General features: G+C 60.9%; 16 protein-coding genes. 7 read left to right on the top strand and 9 right to left on the bottom strand.

The genetic code is table 11. The annotated features are described in order from the left end of the window. Positions 1 to 118: 118 nt before the first annotated feature. Positions 119 to 1,093, top strand: a complete 975-nt coding sequence (locus ACA075_RS04735) for a 2-hydroxyacid dehydrogenase (RefSeq protein ID WP_497297489.1) — start codon at positions 119 to 121, stop codon at positions 1,091 to 1,093. Positions 1,094 to 1,233: 140 nt separating this feature from the next. Further along, the gene (locus ACA075_RS04730; protein ID WP_497297487.1) at positions 1,234 to 1,743 is read left to right on the top strand and encodes a DUF2165 family protein; all 510 of its coding nucleotides are present in this window, start codon (positions 1,234 to 1,236) and stop codon (positions 1,741 to 1,743) included. Positions 1,744 to 1,764: 21 nt separating this feature from the next. Here the strand turns inward: ACA075_RS04730 and ACA075_RS04725 are convergent, their stop codons facing one another. Next, entirely contained in the window at positions 1,765 to 2,667 is a 903-nt protein-coding gene (locus ACA075_RS04725) for a DMT family transporter (RefSeq protein WP_497297486.1), read from the bottom strand. 138 nt (positions 2,668 to 2,805) lie between these two features. Between ACA075_RS04725 and ACA075_RS04720 the strand changes: the two genes are divergently transcribed. Further along, positions 2,806 to 3,681, top strand: coding sequence for a helix-turn-helix domain-containing protein (locus ACA075_RS04720; RefSeq protein ID WP_497297485.1), 876 nt, complete (start codon positions 2,806 to 2,808; stop codon positions 3,679 to 3,681). Between the two features lie 143 nt (positions 3,682 to 3,824). On the opposite strand, the gene ACA075_RS04715 is transcribed toward ACA075_RS04720, so the two are convergent. The 6 genes from ACA075_RS04715 to ACA075_RS04690 all read right to left on the bottom strand — a co-directional run bounded on the left by ACA075_RS04715 (position 3,825) and on the right by ACA075_RS04690 (position 10,256). Then, positions 3,825 to 6,254, bottom strand: coding sequence for a TonB-dependent siderophore receptor (locus ACA075_RS04715; protein WP_497297484.1), 2,430 nt, complete (start codon positions 6,252 to 6,254; stop codon positions 3,825 to 3,827). A gap of 246 nt (positions 6,255 to 6,500) precedes the next feature. Then, the gene (locus tag ACA075_RS04710) at positions 6,501 to 7,490 is read right to left on the bottom strand and encodes a FecR family protein (RefSeq protein WP_497297483.1); all 990 of its coding nucleotides are present in this window, start codon (positions 7,488 to 7,490) and stop codon (positions 6,501 to 6,503) included. Then, positions 7,487 to 8,050, bottom strand: coding sequence for an RNA polymerase sigma factor (locus ACA075_RS04705; RefSeq protein WP_497297481.1), 564 nt, complete (start codon positions 8,048 to 8,050; stop codon positions 7,487 to 7,489). Before ACA075_RS04705 ends, ACA075_RS04710 begins: the two co-directional genes overlap by 4 nt. Continuing rightward, on the bottom strand, positions 8,050 to 8,373 hold the full coding sequence (locus ACA075_RS04700; RefSeq protein WP_497297480.1) for a DUF3325 domain-containing protein: 324 nt from the start codon (positions 8,371 to 8,373) through the stop codon (positions 8,050 to 8,052). Before ACA075_RS04700 ends, ACA075_RS04705 begins: the two co-directional genes overlap by 1 nt. After that, the gene (locus ACA075_RS04695; protein ID WP_497297478.1) at positions 8,374 to 9,954 is read right to left on the bottom strand and encodes a PepSY-associated TM helix domain-containing protein; all 1,581 of its coding nucleotides are present in this window, start codon (positions 9,952 to 9,954) and stop codon (positions 8,374 to 8,376) included. Next, positions 9,951 to 10,256, bottom strand: coding sequence for a DUF3649 domain-containing protein (locus tag ACA075_RS04690; protein WP_497297477.1), 306 nt, complete (start codon positions 10,254 to 10,256; stop codon positions 9,951 to 9,953). Before ACA075_RS04690 ends, ACA075_RS04695 begins: the two co-directional genes overlap by 4 nt. 178 nt (positions 10,257 to 10,434) lie before the next feature. On the opposite strand from ACA075_RS04690, the gene ACA075_RS04685 reads away from it, so the two are divergent. The 3 genes from ACA075_RS04685 to fecA all read left to right on the top strand — a co-directional run bounded on the left by ACA075_RS04685 (position 10,435) and on the right by fecA (position 14,461). Beyond that, the gene (locus ACA075_RS04685; RefSeq protein ID WP_497297476.1) at positions 10,435 to 10,923 is read left to right on the top strand and encodes a sigma-70 family RNA polymerase sigma factor; all 489 of its coding nucleotides are present in this window, start codon (positions 10,435 to 10,437) and stop codon (positions 10,921 to 10,923) included. Beyond that, positions 10,920 to 11,858, top strand: coding sequence for a FecR domain-containing protein (locus tag ACA075_RS04680; RefSeq protein WP_497297475.1), 939 nt, complete (start codon positions 10,920 to 10,922; stop codon positions 11,856 to 11,858). Before ACA075_RS04685 ends, ACA075_RS04680 begins: the two co-directional genes overlap by 4 nt. A gap of 269 nt (positions 11,859 to 12,127) precedes the next feature. Then, the gene (gene fecA, locus ACA075_RS04675) at positions 12,128 to 14,461 is read left to right on the top strand and encodes a TonB-dependent Fe(3+) dicitrate receptor FecA (RefSeq protein WP_497297474.1); all 2,334 of its coding nucleotides are present in this window, start codon (positions 12,128 to 12,130) and stop codon (positions 14,459 to 14,461) included. A gap of 165 nt (positions 14,462 to 14,626) precedes the next feature. Here fecA and ACA075_RS04670 read toward each other — a convergent pair whose 3' ends face one another. Both ACA075_RS04670 and ACA075_RS04665 read right to left on the bottom strand, forming a co-directional pair. Then, entirely contained in the window at positions 14,627 to 15,034 is a 408-nt protein-coding gene (locus ACA075_RS04670) for an HPF/RaiA family ribosome-associated protein (protein WP_497297473.1), read from the bottom strand. A gap of 213 nt (positions 15,035 to 15,247) precedes the next feature. Then, positions 15,248 to 16,195: a LysR substrate-binding domain-containing protein gene (locus tag ACA075_RS04665; protein ID WP_010463175.1), complete on the bottom strand. Its 948-nt coding sequence runs from the start codon at positions 16,193 to 16,195 to the stop codon at positions 15,248 to 15,250. Positions 16,196 to 16,330: 135 nt separating this feature from the next. On the opposite strand from ACA075_RS04665, the gene ACA075_RS04660 reads away from it, so the two are divergent. Continuing rightward, positions 16,331 to 17,707, top strand: a complete 1,377-nt coding sequence (locus ACA075_RS04660) for an L-serine ammonia-lyase (protein WP_497297472.1) — start codon at positions 16,331 to 16,333, stop codon at positions 17,705 to 17,707. The last annotated feature ends 17 nt before the right edge of the window (positions 17,708 to 17,724 follow it).

Here is a 17,724-nt window from a genome sequence, read left to right as displayed (position 1 = left end):
GCCTTCGCGGGCAAGCCTCGCTCCTACAGTTACCCCCGGCAATCCGCGAACTCGCACAACAACGGAGAAGAATGTTAGCGTGCTTGGCATTCACCAAGCCCCGACGAGCCCTCCTCCCATGAAAAAGACCGTCCTCGCCTTCAGCCGCGTCACCCCGGAAATGGTCGAGCGCCTCAAGCAAGACTTCGACGTCATCGTCCCCAACCCGAAAAACGGCGACATCAACGCCCAGTTCAACGAAGCCCTGCCCCACGCCCACGGCCTGATCGGCGTCGGTCGCAAACTCGGTCGCGCACAACTGGAAAACGCCGCCAACCTTGAAGTCGTCTCCAGCGTCTCCGTCGGCTACGACAACTACGACGTCGCCTACTTCAACGAACGCGGGATCATGCTGACCAACACGCCGGATGTCCTCACCGAAAGCACCGCCGACCTGGCCTTCGCCCTGCTCATGAGCAGCGCCCGCCGCGTCGCCGAACTCGACGCCTGGACCAAGGCCGGCCAATGGCAAGCCACCGTCGGCGCCCCGCTGTTCGGTTGCGATGTGCACGGCAAAACCCTGGGCATCGTCGGCATGGGCAACATCGGCGCGGCCATCGCCCGTCGCGGCCGGCTGGGCTTCAACATGCCGATCCTCTACAGCGGCAACAGCCGCAAGACTGAACTTGAGCAAGAACTCGGCGCGCAGTTCCGCAACCTTGACGAACTGCTGGCCGAAGCCGATTTCGTCTGCCTGGTCGTGCCGCTCAGCGAGAAAACCCGGCATCTGATCAGCCACCGTGAACTGGCCCTGATGAAGCCGAGCGCCATCCTGGTCAACATCGCCCGCGGTCCGGTCGTGGATGAACCCGCCCTGATCGAAGCGCTGCAAAACAACCGCATTCGCGGCGCCGGGCTGGACGTCTACGAGAAAGAACCGCTGGCCGAGTCGCCGTTGTTCCAGCTGAAAAACGCGGTGACGTTGCCGCACATCGGCTCCGCGACCCATGAAACCCGCGAGGCCATGGCCAACCGCGCGTTGGCTAACCTGCGCAGCGCACTGCTGGGCGAGCGGCCGCAGGATCTGGTCAACCCGCAAGTGTGGAAAGGCTAACTAAAACGGGCAGAGACTTATCAAGTATTTGCCCGCTCCTTACATAACTTGCAATTCAGTCAATCCACTAAAAAAGTTCAAGCGCTATACACTCCTCCCCTTATTCGACTCACGAAAAATAGTGTTGGAGCACATTAACCTTGAATAGCCTTACCACCGACAAGATCATCAGATACAGCAAATTATCATTAATGGCTTATATAAGCTTTTTTGGCCTGCTGGTGATGTACAGCAACTTCACCGACTACGCATCCAACTATGAATACGTCGGTCACATCCTGAGCATGGACACCACAAGGGAAAACATTAAGCTGAACTACCGGGCAATCACCTCACCCATGCTCCACCACCGGATCTATTGGTTCATCATTACACTTGAAGTTATCTATACCGCCTTTTGCCTGGTCGGTGCCTATCACCTTTACCGAAACCTGAACGCGTCTGCCGACCTATTCCATGAGGCCAAAAAGTTCTCAATCATCGGATTATTGATCGCCATATTTGTCTACTACGTTTGCCTGCAAGTGATCGGCGTTGAATGGTTCAACATGGACGAATCACAAACCTGGAATGCCAAGGACTGGGCCCGGCATATTGTCGACTTCATACTTCCGCTGTTGATATTCGTTGCGCTCAGGACCGAACGCTAAGCGCACTCGGCCCCAACGCTTTCATGCGAGCTTGCCATTGCCTTGCGCTATCGGCGCCTTGGGTTTGCGGAACACCAGTACGTTGCCGAGCATCACCAACACCAACCCCACCAATGCCGGCGCGGTCCATTGATAGCCTTCGGCAAACGCCGATACATTGAGCGCCACGACCGGGAACAGCACGGTGCAATAGGCCGCCCGCTCCGGGCCCATTCGTCCGACCAGCGTCAAGTACGCGGTGAAGCCGATGACCGAACCCGGAATCACCAGGTACAGCAGCGAGCCGATGTAACGCGTGTTCCAATCCATGTCGAACGGAATGCCCCGGAACAGACACCACACCGACAACATCGCGGCGCCATACGCCATGCCCCAGGCGTTAGTGGTCAACGGCTTCAAACCGGCCTTCTGTTGCAGGCTCGAGAGCATGTTACCGGCCGAGAAACACAGGGTTCCAAGCAATGCCAAACCCAGGCCGAGCAAGGTTTCCGGGCTGGCGGTGTGGCCGGCCAGTTCCGGCCAGAACAACAGGCCAAGCCCGGACAGGCCCAGCGCACCGCCCATCAAAACGTTGCGGGCGATTTTCTGGCCGAAGAACACCCGTGCATTGAGCGCGTTCCACAACGTGGCCGTGGAAAACACCACGGCGACCAGACCGCTGGGAATCCACTGGCTGGCGGTCAGGAAACACATGAAGTTGACGCAGAACAGGCACAAGCCCTGTGCCAGACAGATCAAATGCCCGCGACGGTTCATCACTTGCAGGCGTCGGCTGAGCAGCAACAGGACGAACAGCACCAGCGCCGCGAGGCCGAAGCGATAAACGATCGACACGGGAATGGCAACCACACCCAGCTGCCATTTCAAGGCAATCCAGGTGGTGCCCCAGATCAGCACGGTCAGCAAGTACAACGACAGGTTCATGACAAAGGCTCCTCGATAGGAACTCAGTGTCCTGCGCCAAGCGTGGGCGCACTTGCATAAACTTGCGCTTTTGTCGTGGCAGAGGCTGGCAGCGCATGGTCTACGGAGTAGGATGCAAGGCGTTGGAGAGAAGCCATCATGCCCGCACTGGAAACCCTGCAAGTCTTTCAAGCCCTCAACCGCTCGCCCAATGCTCGCCTCGAGCACAGCGCCGAGCTCGGTGACGGGATGGCTGCAGCCTTGTGGAGCAACCATCACGATGCCCAAGACTACGAAGCCCCAAGCCACCACACTTTATCCTGCTACATCGCCGGGGGCACCGGCACCTTCCGCCGAGACCAGCCCGGCACCAAGGGTGGCCCCGACAAGCTGTGCATCCTGCCGGCCGAGCATCAATCGGGTTGGGTGATCAACGGCGACATTCGCCTGGCCCACGTGTATTTCAGCCCCGAACAATTCGCCCTCGGTTGCGTCACGCTGTTGGACCGCGAGCCACGCGAATTGCACTTGCGCGAAGCCACCTTCCTTGATGATCCGGCACAAGCCCGGCGCTTTCGGCAGATGCTCACCCTCAACTGGGACGAACCCGGCGAACGCCTGCTCACCAGCAGCCTGGCTCACGAAATGCTCAGTCACGTATTGCTCGGCCAGGTCGGGATGCGTGAGGGCTTGCGGTTAAAAGGCGGATTGGCGGCGCATCAGCGGCGGCAGTTGGTGGAGTTCATCGACAATCAGTTGGCCGAGGCGATCAGCCTGGGGCAATTGGCGGCGTTGTGTGCGCTGTCGGAATATCACTTTGCGCGGATGTTTCGGAAGAGCTTTGGCTTGCCGCCGCATCAGTATGTGTTGGCGCGCAGACTGAGCCGGGCGCGGGAGTTGTTGCGTTCGACTTCGCAGCCTTTGGGGGAGATTGCGCTGGCGTGCGGGTTTGCCAGTGCGAGTCATTTCACTAATCGGTTTCGGCAGGTTTTGGGTGGGACGCCAGGGGAGTATCGGCAGGCGTTTTTGCGTTAGTCCCGAAATTTGCAGCGCCCGTCAGATCGCCATCGCGGGCAAGCCCGGCTCCCACAGGACAGGTGTCGAACCCATCTTTTGTGAACGACACTATCCCTGTGGGAGCCGGGCTTGCCCGCGATGAACGATGACGCGGTCTGCGGTCAGAATTCCAACGTGCTGGACAACGAAATCTGCCGCGAATCCCCCATCGACACAAAGAACCGGCTCGCCGCCGAGGTGTAGTAGGTGCGGTCAAAAAGGTTCTTCACGTTGAGCTGAAACTTGACCTTTTGCCCTTCAACCTTGGTGTCGTAGGTCGCGAACGCATCGGCCATGGTGTAGCTCGGCAGGTCGAAATCGTTGACGGCGTTACCCGCCCGCTCGCCGACGTAACGCGCACCCGCGCCGACCCGTAGTTGATCGCCGCCGACAATGGTCCCGAAGTCGTAGACCGCCGACAGTGAGCCGCTGTTCTTCGCGACGTTTTGCAGTTTTTTGCCCTTGTAGATCGGGTCCTCGGTGACTTCGGCGTCGGTGTAGGCATAGCTGCCGATCATGCTCCAGCGGTCGCTGAGCTGACCGCTCAAATCCACTTCCAGACCACGGGAACGTACTTCACCGGCGGCGCTGTAAATCGTCACCGGGCCTTCGGAGTTGGCCACCAGCACATTGCGTTTCTTGATGTCGAACAGCGCGACGTTGCCGGTCACGCGCCCTGGCATATCAAGCTTGGCGCCGATTTCCCAGGACTTGGCTTCTTCCGGCGCGACGCTGCCGTCGAGCACGGTGCTGCTGCCGCTCAACGGCGCGATGGTCGAGTTGGGTTTGAACGACTCGGTGTAGCTGCCGTAGAACGACAGTTCATCGGTGAAGCGATAAACCAGGCCGGCGCGCGGTACCCACTTCTGGCCGTTGCTGTCGGTGTTGGCCTGGAACGGCACGCCTTTGCCGGCGTACTGGTCGTATTCCTGAAAGCGTGCGCCGGCGACGAAAATCCATTGATCGGTTAGGTGGATCGAGTCCTGCAGGAAGATCGAATCGCTGCGTAGTTCATCGGTCTGCGCACTGTCCGCCGGGCTGACCGTGGTGCCGGCGACTTCACGGCCATAGACCGGGTTGACGTAGCTGAAGGTGCTCAGGCTTTTCTGGCGGATCAGGTCTTCGCGGTAGATCTTGCGGTATTCGTCATCGATGCCGAACACCAGGTCATGTTGCAGGCCCAGCACATTGACGTTGCCTTCGAGGCTGGCGGTGGTGAATCGGTCGGTGCTGATGGCGTTCTGGGTGCCGTCCATGCTGCGGGTCAACGTGCCGCGTCGGGTGTCGATGGCGGTGACGCGCACCTGGCTGGCGTCGTAGGTTTCACGGTTCCAGCTGTAGCCGAAGTGAGCGTTCCAGTTGTCGTTGAGTTCGTGATCGGCCTCGAAGTGATACAGGTCCGAACGGCCTTCCATGTTGTTGAAGGGCTCGTCCAGGCGTTCATTGCGCGAGATGTCCAACGGGTAATTGGTGCGCGGATCGATGACCGTGCCGCGGTCGAACGGGGTGAGGAACTCGCGGTGTTCGTAGGAGAACAACAGCTGGGTGCTTTCGCCGAACCAGGCCAGTGACGGCGCCACCAGCGTCTCGCGGTGGGTGCCGAAATTGCGCCAGTAATCCTCGTCTTCGTGGTCCAGCACCATGCGGTAAGCGAAGCCGGAATCACCGAGCGCGCCGGTGCTGTCGAGGCCGCCACCGCTGCCGTTTTTACCGTCGCCGTAGGTCGAGCCGCGCAGCGTCAGGGCGTTGTATTGCTCCATCTCGGGTTTCTTGCTGACCATGTTGACCACGCCGCCCGGGTCCTGAATGCCGTACAGCAGCGAGGCCGGGCCCTTGAGCACTTCGACCCGGTCCACGGTCGCATTCATGCCTCGGCCCTGCACGATCGGCATGCCGTCGCGCATGATCGAGCCGTTGCGGTTGTCGCCGAAACCGCGGGTCATCACCGAATCCTGAGTGCTCGCCAGCGTGTTGCCCTGGGTGATGCCGCTGACGTTGGCCAGCGCGTCATCCAAATTGCGCGGAGCCTGATCGCGAATGACCTGGGCTGGAATGACGTTGACGGTCTGCGGGATTTCCTGGAGCAAGGCCGACGAGCGCATCACCGAGCTGGTGGGCGGCGGCTGATAGCTCATGGACTGATCGGCCACCGAGTTAATGGTGGTTGTGCCCAGATTCAACGTGCCGGCGGTGGGCAGCGGTTCAAGCACCAGGGTGCGGGCGTCGCTGCGGCGGAAGGTGAAACCCGAACCGCTGAGCAAACGCTGCAGGGCCTGCTCGGCGCTCAACGGGCCATTGACCGCCGGGGCGGTGAGGCCGTAGGGCGCTTCATCGGTGTAGACCACGCTGATACCGGTGACGCGGCTGAAGTCGCTCAAGGCCTGGGGCAGCGGCTTGGCAGCGATGGCGAAGCTGAACTGCGTAAGTGGCTGCGTGATGGCCGCCTCAGCGGCCGATGCGACGCTCGATGGCAGCAAGGCCAACGCCGACACACACAGTGCAGAAGCACCCAACCACTGTTTGACCGAACCCGGTTTTGCCCTGGACTTCATTGCTCAATGACCTGTGTAGAACCTACGGGATGCGAATGACTCGCAGTTTCAGTCACTACACGGATGGGGGTCGGGTTTACCTCACCATAATTTTGAAAATAATTTTTTGCCTTGAGGGATGTGGTGCCTGACCTGCCGTCATCGCGGGCAAGCCCGGCTCCCACAGGTATTGAAGTTGGACCCACATTTTTGTGATCAACATCTATCCCTGTGGGAGCGAGCTTGCTCGCGATGAGGCAAGCAGCCTCACCGCAAAATAATCAAATGCCCCAAAACGCTTGTTTGCTCCAACCCCAAAGCACCCTGCAACGAACTCAACACCGCCTGCGGGTCCTTGCTCGGAAAACTGCCACTGACCCGCCGCGCCGCCAGTTCATCATTGAGCAGCACAATCCGCCCCGGGTAATAGCGCCCCAGGTCCTGCACCACATCGGCCAGCGTGGCCTTGTAGTAATTGAGCCAGCCCTGACGCCAGGCCAGCTGCGCTTCGCTGTCGACCATACGCAGCTTTTGCGCCGAACCTCCGCCATACGCCACTTGCTGGCCGGCGGTCAGAATTTGCTGCTCGGCGTGCTTATCCGCTGTCACGCCGACCCGTCCCGACAGCACCGTGACCTGCGCGCCATGGGGTTGCAAACGCACTTCGAACTGCGTGCCGAGCACCCGTGCCTGGCCCTTTTCAGCGTCGACCACAAACGGATCGCCCGTGTGGGTCACACTAAAAAATCCGGCACCGCGACGTAGCTGCACGTGGCGCTCACCGCGACTGAAATCCACGACAATGGCGCTGTCGGCGTCCAGCGTCACTTGCGACTGATCGGCCAGCGTTACGGTACGAATTTCCCCCGGCGCAGCCACATAGTCCGCCCCCAGATCATCGATCCAGCGCGTCGGCTGCCAACCCGCGCCGAGGCCGATCATCAGCACCAGGCAGGCGGCCATGGCCAGCGCGCCAGACCAGCGCCGCACGCTGGTGCGTCGGGATCGGTTCATCGCATTGAGGTAACCCTGCAAGGCGAAAGCGTCTTCATCGGCCAAGGTTCGCGCCGGCACTTCGCTCAGTTCCCACAGCACTTGCGCCTGGGCGTAAGCCTCGGCATGGGCGGGATCGGCCTGGAGCCAGCGGCTGAAAGTGAGTTGATCGCCGCTGCTCGGTTGGTCGTGCAACAGGCTCAGCCAGGCGAGTGCAGCCTGCTGCTGGGCGGGCGTCGGTGTGACGCGGTCGAGTGGATTCACGGCGCTTTCCCTGGCGTGCGCGTTGGCGGTTCCTGCAGGCTGGCCTTGCAGGCATCGAGGGCGCGCATCATATGTTTTTCCACGGCGCTTTGGGACAGGCCCATGGCCTTGGCGATCTCCGCATATTTGCGGCCATGGATGCGGTTGAGCAGAAAGATCTGCCGGGTACGTTCCGGCAACGCGCGCAACGCCGCTTCGACGTGACGCAGGTCGTTGCCCGCCTCCAGCGCCGCTTGTGGTTCGCTGCCCTGGCTGTCCGGTTGATCCGGCATCCAGCCTTCGTTGACCCGCACCCGCGTGCCTTCGCTGCGCAGATGGTCGATGGCAATGTTGCCGGCGCAACGCAGCAGGTAAGTGCTGAGCTCCTCGACTTGCACCAGCGGCCGCCGCCAGAAACGCAGGAACAAGTCCTGCACCAGATCGGCGGCGGTCGCGCGGCAGCCGACACGCCGGCTCACCAGCGCTTCCATCTGCGAACGCTGGGACAGGAACACCTGAAGGAAATGCGCACGGGCGCCGCGATGTTCGTCGTCGCGGGATTCCGGGGGATTGGTGATCATCACTGTGCAAACACGGCGACGGGGCTCGCGAGCAGACTCAATCCGGCCAACGCCAGGGCCAGGCGCGGGCGATACGGCATCAACAACACCAGCAGCAAGGCGCTGAACATCAACACCGCAAACCACTCCACCAACCCGAGCCCCCAACCGGTTTTCGCCACCGTCGCCCATAACGAAACGGCCAGCAGCAACCAACCGCTCAGCTTGAACGTTTTGCGTCGCCGGGCTGACGACTTGCGCCCCAGCAGTTCGGCGTGATGCCGATCCATCGATAAACACAGCGCGGTGAAACCGCCGTAGCAGAGCAGCAGGGCCAACAACATTCAGTTCACCTTTTGCTCAAGCGTGATCGGTCGGGCGCGTTCTTTGGCGACGCGAACGGTCTGCCCGGAGCGCTGCATTTTCCAGGCAGCCCAGGCCAGGAATAGGCCACTGCCCAGGCACGTCAAATCGAACCCGGCGAGCGTCCAGTTGCCTTGAGCCAGCGTTACGCCCAAGTGATACGGCGTGGTCAACGCGTTCAACAGCGGCACGCCGCAGAACAGCAACGCAGCCACCGCGAGTTGCTCGACCCATGCCGCGCGTCCACGGCGGATCACCGCATGAACCACGCTCAAGCCCCAGACGATGAAGAAGCTGTTCACTTCCCAGTCCGCCCTTGTGGCCATCTCCACCGGCAGCAACCGATTGGCCCAGAAGAACGCCGCCACCGCGACCACCAGCCCGGACATGCTGGCAATGTTCAACACTTCGACCAACCGCAATTCGAAGGGCATTACGCCGCTTTTCACATGTTTGAGCTGGCGCTTGCCGAGCCAGATCACCAGCCCGGTGCCGATCATCGCGGTGCTCGCCAACCCGCAAATGAAGTACAGCCAGCGCAGCACGGGGCTCGCGAAATGGCCCATGTGCAAGCCATAGAAACTGCCGGCAATGGCCATCGGCACCGGTTGCTGTGGCGTGGCGCTGAGTTGTTGGCCAGTCACCCCGTTAAAGGTCACCGCGCTGCTGGCGTCATAAATCACTCGGTCGGCGTCATCCCTCGAGACGACAATCGAGGCATTCGCATCCCCCGGATTGTTCACCGTCAGCCGTTCCGCCCGGCCGCCCGACCACTGCGCGCGCGCCCGCTCCAGCAGCGGCGCCATCGGTGCCAGTTCGGCCGGTTTGCCGGCAAGCTCGGGCGTGCTGGAGGCCGGGAACATCTCAGCGTAAAACGCGCGGGGATCGCCTTTGTACGAGGCCAGAATGCTCGCCGGCATCACCATCGCCATGAAAATCACCAGGCTGCTGTAAGTGATCATCAGATGGAACGGCAACACCAGAACGCCCACCGCGTTGTGCCCGTCCAGCCAGGACCGCTGGCCTTTGCGGGGGCGGAAGGTAAAGAAGTCCTTGAAGATTTTCTTGTGGGTGATGATCCCGGTGATCAGGCCGATGAACATCACCATGGCCGCGATGGTCGACAACCAGCGGCCCCACGGATAGGGCATTTGCAGCTGGAAGTGGAAACGATAGAAGAAGTCGCCGCCCATAGATTCGCGGCCCTGCACTTCGCGGCCAGTTTGCGCTTCGAGCAGTTTTTCGGTGAATTGCCCGCGCTCGCCGGGTTTGGCCGGGGTCTGTTGCCAACGCACCGACAGGCCCGGTTCCCGGGCGCTCGGCAAGTCGATCAGCCAGCGCGAGGCACCCGCGGCGTGTTGCTGGAGGTAGTCTTGCGCCAGGGTCAAACTGGCTTCGGAGGTCACCGCGCGCGCCGGTATCTCGGGCTGCATCCAGTGACTGATCTCGTCCTTGAAATAGGCGAGCGTACCGGTCAGGAAAATCGCGAACAATAACCAGCCGAAGATCAGCCCGGCCCAGGTGTGCAACCAGGCCATCGCCTGACGAAAACCCTCTTTCATACCTGGCCCATCCAATAAGCCAGGTCGGAGACGGCCCCCAGCACCAAGCCCGGCACGATCAGCCCGAACCAGGCCTGCCACGCGCTGCGACAGGCGAAACACCAGAGCACCGCGAGCAGATAGACCAGAAACGAGGCCATCATCGCGGTCACCACCGCTTCGGCGCGGGCCATCGGCAACCACGAACTCAGGCTGACACTGGCCAGCGCCGCGACGATATAACCACCCAATACCGCGGCCAGCACTCGTGAAGTGACGGCCAATCGATAAGAAACGGGGAGCGCGCTGATTTTGCCTTTCATGTTTCGACCTTGAAACCGGGTGAGGCCGCATGAAAGTCATGGGGCCAACAAGGCCGCAATATTAATGATAAATATTCTCATACGCAAAACAGATCCGATTGCCGGGGGCCGTTGCACACCTCTACAATGCGAACAATTCTTGTTCTCTAACGTATCCGTTTGTGTCGGAGTGGTCCTGTTGCAGCCCGCCAATCCCGTCGAAGTCCTCTATCACGCCCACCACAACTGGCTCACCGGCTGGTTGCGGCGCAGGCTTGGCTGCCCCGACAGCGCAGCGGACCTGGCCCAGGACACGTTCATTCGGGTGCTCACGGCCCGGGAAACACCGCAGATCATCGAACCGCGAGCGTTCCTGACCACGATCGCCAAACGCGTGTTGTTCAACCATTACCGTCGCCAGGACCTGGAACGCGCCTTCGCCGAAGCGCTCGCGCAAATGCCTGAGGTGTACGCGCCGTCCGAGGAAGAGCGGGCAATCATCCTGCAAACCCTGATGGAGCTGGACCAATTGCTCGATGGATTGCCGCGACTGATCAAACGCGCCTTCCTGCTGGCGCAGGTCGATGGCCTGACTTATCCACAGATCGCGGCCGAACTGGGCATTTCCATTGCCACGGTCAAACGCCACTTGAGTAAAGCAGCCATGCGCTGTTATTTCGCACTATGAACGGCACTCCGGACTTTTCTTCCCCAGTCGCCGAGCAGGCCGTGCACTGGCTGATGGAAATGCAGCAGGGGCCGTTGAACCCGCGCCAGCAGCTCGCCTGGCAGCAATGGCACGATGCGCACAGCGAGCATCAGCGGGCGTGGGAACATATCCAGCGGGTCAATCAGCGGCTTCGCGGTTTGTCTTCACCGCTGGCCCACGCGGCCCTCAATGCGCCGAAGTCCGGCAGCCGACGTCAGGCGCTGAAACTGTTGCTGATTCTCGGCGCAGGTTCTGCGGTCACTTGGGGCATGCGCGAGCACAACGTGTTGCCGCCGTTGCTCGCTGATTACCGCAGCCCCGTCGGCCAGCGGCGAAAGGTGGCGCTCGGTGCAGGCAATCAGTTGCAGCTCAACACCACGAGTTCGGCGGATGTGCGGGTGGAGGGTCAGCAACGGCTGATCCGTTTGCTGGAGGGCGAACTGCTGTTGACCGCCAGCCAGGCGTTTCAGGTGCAGACCGCGCAGGGCGTGTTAAAGACGCAAGGTGGGCGATTGAACGTACGGCAGTTTGCTGATCGCACCCAGGTGGCCGTGTTCGAGGGCAGTGTCGAGTTGACCCCGGACGACGGCACACAACTGGTATTGCCCGCCGCCTGGCAACTGGCTTTCGGCCCGCGTGACGTGGGTAAACCGCTGCCGCTGGACGCCAACAGCGGCGCCTGGGCCGACGGCATGCTGGTGGCCGCGCACATGCGCCTCGGGGATTTTCTCGATGAACTTGGCCGTTATCGTCGCGGGCGGTTGAATTGCGATGCGAAGGCCGCGGACTTGCTGATTTCCGGGACGTATCCGCTGGACGATAGCGAGCGGATTCTGGATCTGCTGGAAATCAGTTTGCCGGTGAAGGTAAGGCGCTTTACGCGGTATTGGGTGACCGTCGAAGCGAAGGCGTAATCCTGGAGCGAGACACCTTACCTGTGGCGAGGGAGCTTGCTCCCGCTCGGCTGCGTAGCAGTCGTAAACCTGTGCATGCCGTCTTTCAGAATAATGGCGGTGTTAGCTATGGGGCTGCTTCGCAGCCCAGCGGGAGCAAGCTCCCTCGCCACAAAAGCTGGCCAGTGTCAGCCCAGCAAAAAATATTCATTCAACGTGAGCCGTTTTTCAGATCTGGCGTGACAGAGAAGGAAAGCCCCCTTGATTCCACCTTCTCAGGACCGTCCTCCATGCACCCCACCCGCCTTACCCCGCTGGCTCGCAACGTGCGTCAGCTCTTGCTGGGCGCCAGCCTGAGCTTCGGCGCGCTGCCACTCGCACACGCCGCCGACGCCAAGCCGTACCACATCGCACCGTCCTCGCTCGAAAGCGCACTCAACCAGTTCGGTCGTGAAGCCGGCGTGTTGATCACCTTCGGCTCGCAAGTCACTAGCGGCGTGCAAAGTCGTGGCCTCGAAGGCAACTACACCCCTTCGCAAGGCCTGGATACCTTGCTCGACGGCACCGGCCTGCAAGCGCGCGCCGAGGGCGACAATGCCTTCAGCCTGCAACCGGCGGGCGACACCGCGCTGGAGCTGGACACCTCGAAAGTGGTCGGCGACTGGCTCGGTGATGCAGCGCAAATCAACGTCTTCGAGCACCCGGGCGCACGTGATGTGATCCGCCGCGAGGCGTTCGAGCGCCAGGGCGCGACCCAGGCCAAAGACGTGCTCAACCGCATCCCCGGCGTGAACGCGCCGGACAACAACGGCACCGGCAGCCATGACATGGCGCTGAACTTCGGCATTCGCGGGCTCAATCCGCGCCTGGCTTCACGCTCGACCGTATTGATGGACGGCATCCCGGTGCCCTTCGCACCTTATGGCCAGCCGCAGCTGTCATTCGCGCCAGTGAGCATCGGCAACATGGACGCGGTGGACGTTGTGCGCGGCGGCGGCGCGGTGCGTTACGGCCCGCAGAACGTCGGCGGCGTGGTCAACTTCGTGACCCGCGCGATTCCCGATGAGCCGACCGTAAAAGGCGGTTTCCAGACCGAGACCAGCCCGTCCTCCAGTCACGACGGCGTCAAAACCACCGGCAACTTGCTGGCCGGCGGCACGGCTGAAAACGGCCTGGGCGGGGCGCTGTTGTATTCCGGCACCCGTGATGGCGACTGGCGTGAACACAGCGATACCGAAATCGACGACCTGATTCTCAAGGGCAAATACCAACTCGATGACGCCAACAGCTTCAACGCGATGGCTCAGTATTACGAAGGCAAGGCGGACATGCCCGGCGGCCTGAACGTCGCCGATTACGACGCCGACCCGTACCAGTCGACGCGCCCCAAAGATCAGTTCTGGGGCCGCCGGACGATGTTCAACTTCGGCTACCGCTATCAGGAAGATCGCCGCGAATTCACCGCCAACACCTTCTTCACCAAAACCCTGCGCAGCGGTTATCTGGATCAGGGCACGTTCCTGTCGCTGTCCCCGCGCGAGTATTGGGTGCGCGGCCTCGAAACCCGTTTCGCCCAAGGTTTCGACCTCGGCCCGACCAGCCATGAAGTCGGCGTCGGCTATCGCTACATCAACGAAGCCGGCCACGAACTGCGCTACCGCGAACCGATCGCCAACAATACCTTTCCAACCACCAACAGCCGCAATGACCGCGACACCCGTGGCGGCACCGAAGCCAACGCGTTCTTCCTCGATGACCGGATCGACATCGGCAAGTGGACACTCACGCCGGGCATTCGCTACGAGATGATCGATTCGCAGCAGACCAACAACCTGACGAACGTGAAGTACAAGGGCGATTACAACACCGCGCTACCCGCGTTGAATGTGCTCTATCACGTGACGGACACCTGGAATCTCTACGCCAACACCGAAGGCTCGTTCGGCAGCGTGCAATACAGCCAGATGCCTAACCGGGTGACCAGCGGCGAAGTCAAACCGGAGAAGGCGCGAACCTGGGAACTGGGCACCCGTTACGACAACGGGGCGTTGCGAGCCGAGATCGGTGCGTTCCTGATCAACTTCGACAATCAGTACGAAAGTAATCAGACCAATGACTCGGTGATCGCCCGCGGCGAGACGCGTCATCAAGGGATCGAAAGCAGCATCAACTATTCGCTGGATGACTTGAGCCCTTCGCTGGCCGGCTTCGATGTGTACGCCACTTACGCCTACGTGGACGCGACCATCCGCGAAGACGGACCGAACAAGGGCAATCGTGTGCCGTTCTCCTCGAAACACAAAGGCACCCTTGGCGTGGGTTACACCGAAGGCGTGTGGAAGCTGAACCTGGACAGCAGCTACCAGAGCGACCAGTTTGCCGACAACGCCAACACCTCGGCCGAAAGCGCTGACGGCAGCACGGGCAAGATTCCCGGATACATGTTGTTCAGCAGCCGCGCGGCGTATGACTTCGGGCCGAAGTTGTCGGATTTGAATGTGGCGGTGGGGGTGAAAAACATTCTCAACCACCAGTACTACACCCGGTCGTTTGATGACAACAACAAGGGCAAGTACGTGGGCGAGCCGCGGACGGTTTATGTACAGACATCCGTGGCTTTCTGATTACTGTCGACATCACTTGAGTTTGTCGCAGCCCCTGTGGCGAGGGAGCTTGCTCCCTCGCCACAGGTAATCGTGGAGCCAACGGAATCGGTGAACACCACAAACAAGAACGGGCCTGCATCAGCAGGCCCGTTTTCAGTGGGAAGGTAAAAAGTGAATCAGGCTTCAGCCGTTTTGTGCAGCCTGTTCGTTCTCGAGAAACTCGTCTTCGAGCAGCGCATCGGCAACGGTTCGTTCGAATGGCACCACGGCGGCGCGTGGTTTGCCCCGCAGTTTGCCGAACAGATGCTCAAGTGCATGTTCAAGTTTTTCCGCCGCACCGTCGATCGCTTGCTCCAGGGTGTCGGCTTTATGAGTGACAGAAATCGGCTGGTGGCCTTTTGGGCGCGCTTCCAGTTGGCAGCGCATGTCATGGGGACCTGGCTTGTCGCCATTCTCGTCCCGCAGATGAACCTCGACGCGTGTCAGGTCCTCTTCATAACGTTCGAGCGTGCTCTCAATGGTAGTACGTACCCACTCCTCCAGTCGGATGCTGCTTTGAATATGGTTATCGCTGTTGACTTGGATTTGCATAGTTCATCCCTTATTTCAGCTAGCTCGCGAGAGGCGCATCGGCTGGCCCTTGGGCGTCATCACCGTGACCTCTTACTTACACAATCGGTCTGTGCGAAGAACATTTCAACCCCTAAAAAAAGAAAAATATGGATTCACAAAAAAAGCCGGACAACGGCAAAAAGCGCTGTTAAGGTCGGGAGTTGGGTCGCCCCTCTATTTAGTCACAATTGCTCACATCTGCCGCTCCGCCAGCGGGTGCAGACTCCGGAAAATCCCCGCCTCTTCTACTAGCCAGTCATGCACCGCACGCACGCCCGGATGGCTCAGCGCGCCAGGCGCATAAAGCAGCACGTAGCGCTTGTGATTGGGCACCGCCAAGCCGAACGGCACGATCAATGTCCCCCGCTCCAGCTCATCGTTCAGCAGTGTTCTTCGCGCAATCGCCACGCCCATGCCGGCAATGGCCGCTTCGATGGTCAGGTGATTGCGATTGAAAGTATGCCCGCGCCGCACGTCCGCGCCTTCGAAGCCGATGGCATTGAGGTAGAACTCCCATTCCGCGTACTCGTAACTGCCGCGCCAGGCGGTGATGTCGTGCAGCAACGGAAAGTGCACCAGTCCCGCCGGGCCGTGCAGCGGTGGTCGGCCGCGCAGCAGACTCGGGGCGCAGACCGGGAAGATCTGCTCGTCGAGCAAGGTTGTGGATAACAATCCCGGGTAACTGCCGTCATTCAGGTCGATCGCCAGGTCGAAGTCCCCTTCGTGCAACGGCACGCTGCTGTCCTCGGCCACCAGGCGTAACTGAATGTCAGGAAAGCGCTGCTGCAAGCGCGGCAGGCGCGGGGTCAGCCACTTGCTCAGGAACGATGGAATCGAACGCACCCGCAGAATCCCGCTGATCATCCCGGCGTCCAGTCGTCGCAATTCCGCATCAATGCTGCCGTAAGCCTCGTTGACCGTGATGGCCAGTCGCTGGCCCTCAGCGCTCAATTCCACGCCGCGTGCACGACGGTGAAACAAGCGAAAGCCCAGCCGCTCTTCCAGTTGGCGGATTTGCTGACTGACGGCACCCGGCGTGATGTGCAGCTCTTCGGCGCAACGGGTGAACGACAAGTGCCGCGCGGCACAGGAAAACACGTGCAGCCAGACGTAAGTCTGGGCGTGCAATTGGCGACTCATTGTTTAGTCCTGCTAAAGGCTGTCTTAGGAAGTTTCGTTGGTCACGTAGGACCGAGGTAGGCAGTATCGCCGACATTGCGCTTGTCCTACAAAAATGGCAGCGATTTCTCTTCCATTGCTTGTATAGGCTTTAGCATGGCTATCAGTGTTTTCGATCTCTTCAAAGTCGGCATCGGTCCGTCCAGTTCCCATACCGTCGGCCCGATGCGCGCCGCCGCGACCTTCGCCCAGGCACTGATTGACCAGAATTTGCTCGACGCCGTCCGTCGGGTAGAAATTCGCCTTTATGGCTCCCTTTCCGCCACCGGCGTCGGCCACGCGACCGACCGCGCCTGCGTCATGGGCCTGATGGGCGAATGGCCGGACAGCATCGATCCGACCACCATCGAAAGCCGGATCCAGACCCTGCGCGAAACCGGTGAGCTCTCTCTGGCCGGCAACAAGACCATCACCTTCAACTGGCAACGGGATCTCCTGCTGCTGGACGAGAGTTTGCCTTACCACCCTAACGCCATGTCTCTGACAGCCTTTGGCGAAACCGGTGAGTTGTCGGAGCAAACGTACTACTCGATCGGCGGCGGTTTCATCATCGAAGCGGCGGAAGCCGAGTCCGGTATCGCTCCGGCCAGCGACGTGGTGCTGCCCTACGATTTTTCCAGCGCCGCTGAACTGCTCAAACTCTGCAACCAGCACGGTCTGCGGGTCTCCGAGTTGATGATGGCCAACGAACTGGCGTGGCGCAGCGAAGCTGAAATCCGCCAGGGCCTGCTGCACATCTGGTCGGTGATGCGTGAGTGCGTCGAGCAAGGCCTGCGTCACGAGGGCATCTTGCCCGGTGGCTTGAATGTTCCGCGTCGCGCGGCGAAATTGCACCGCAGCCTGCTGGAAATCGGTAAGCCGAATGTCATTACCTCGACGCTGTCGGCCATGGAGTGGGTGAACCTGTTCGCCCTCGCCGTGAACGAAGAAAACGCAGCGGGCGGGCGCATGGTCACGGCACCTACCAACGGCGCGGCAGGGATCATTCCGGCGGTGCTGCACTACTACATGAAATTCAACCCGGACGCGTCGGACGATGACGTTGTCGCCTTCTTTTTGGGCGCGGCGGCTGTAGGAATACTCTGCAAGAAAAACGCATCCATCTCCGGCGCCGAAGTTGGCTGCCAGGGTGAAGTCGGCTCCGCCTGCGCCATGGCCGCCGCCGGCCTGGCAGACGTGCTCGGCGCCACGCCCGAGCAACTGGAAAACGCCGCTGAAATCGGCCTGGAACACAACCTCGGCCTGACCTGCGACCCGGTCGGCGGCCTGGTGCAAGTGCCGTGCATCGAGCGCAACGCCATCGCGGCGGTGAAGGCGATCAACGCCACGCAAATGGCCCTGCGCGGCGACGGCAAACACTTCATTTCCCTGGACCGGGTGATCCGCACCATGCGCGATACCGGCGCCGACATGCATGACAAATACAAAGAGACTTCACGGGGCGGCCTGGCAGTGAGCTGGGTGGAGTGCTGAGGCGCATTCCCTGACCG

Source organism: Pseudomonas sp. LBUM1663 (assembly GCF_059695905.1).
Note: the sequence above shows the minus strand (reverse complement) of the source record. Positions and strands in the feature narration are given on the sequence as shown.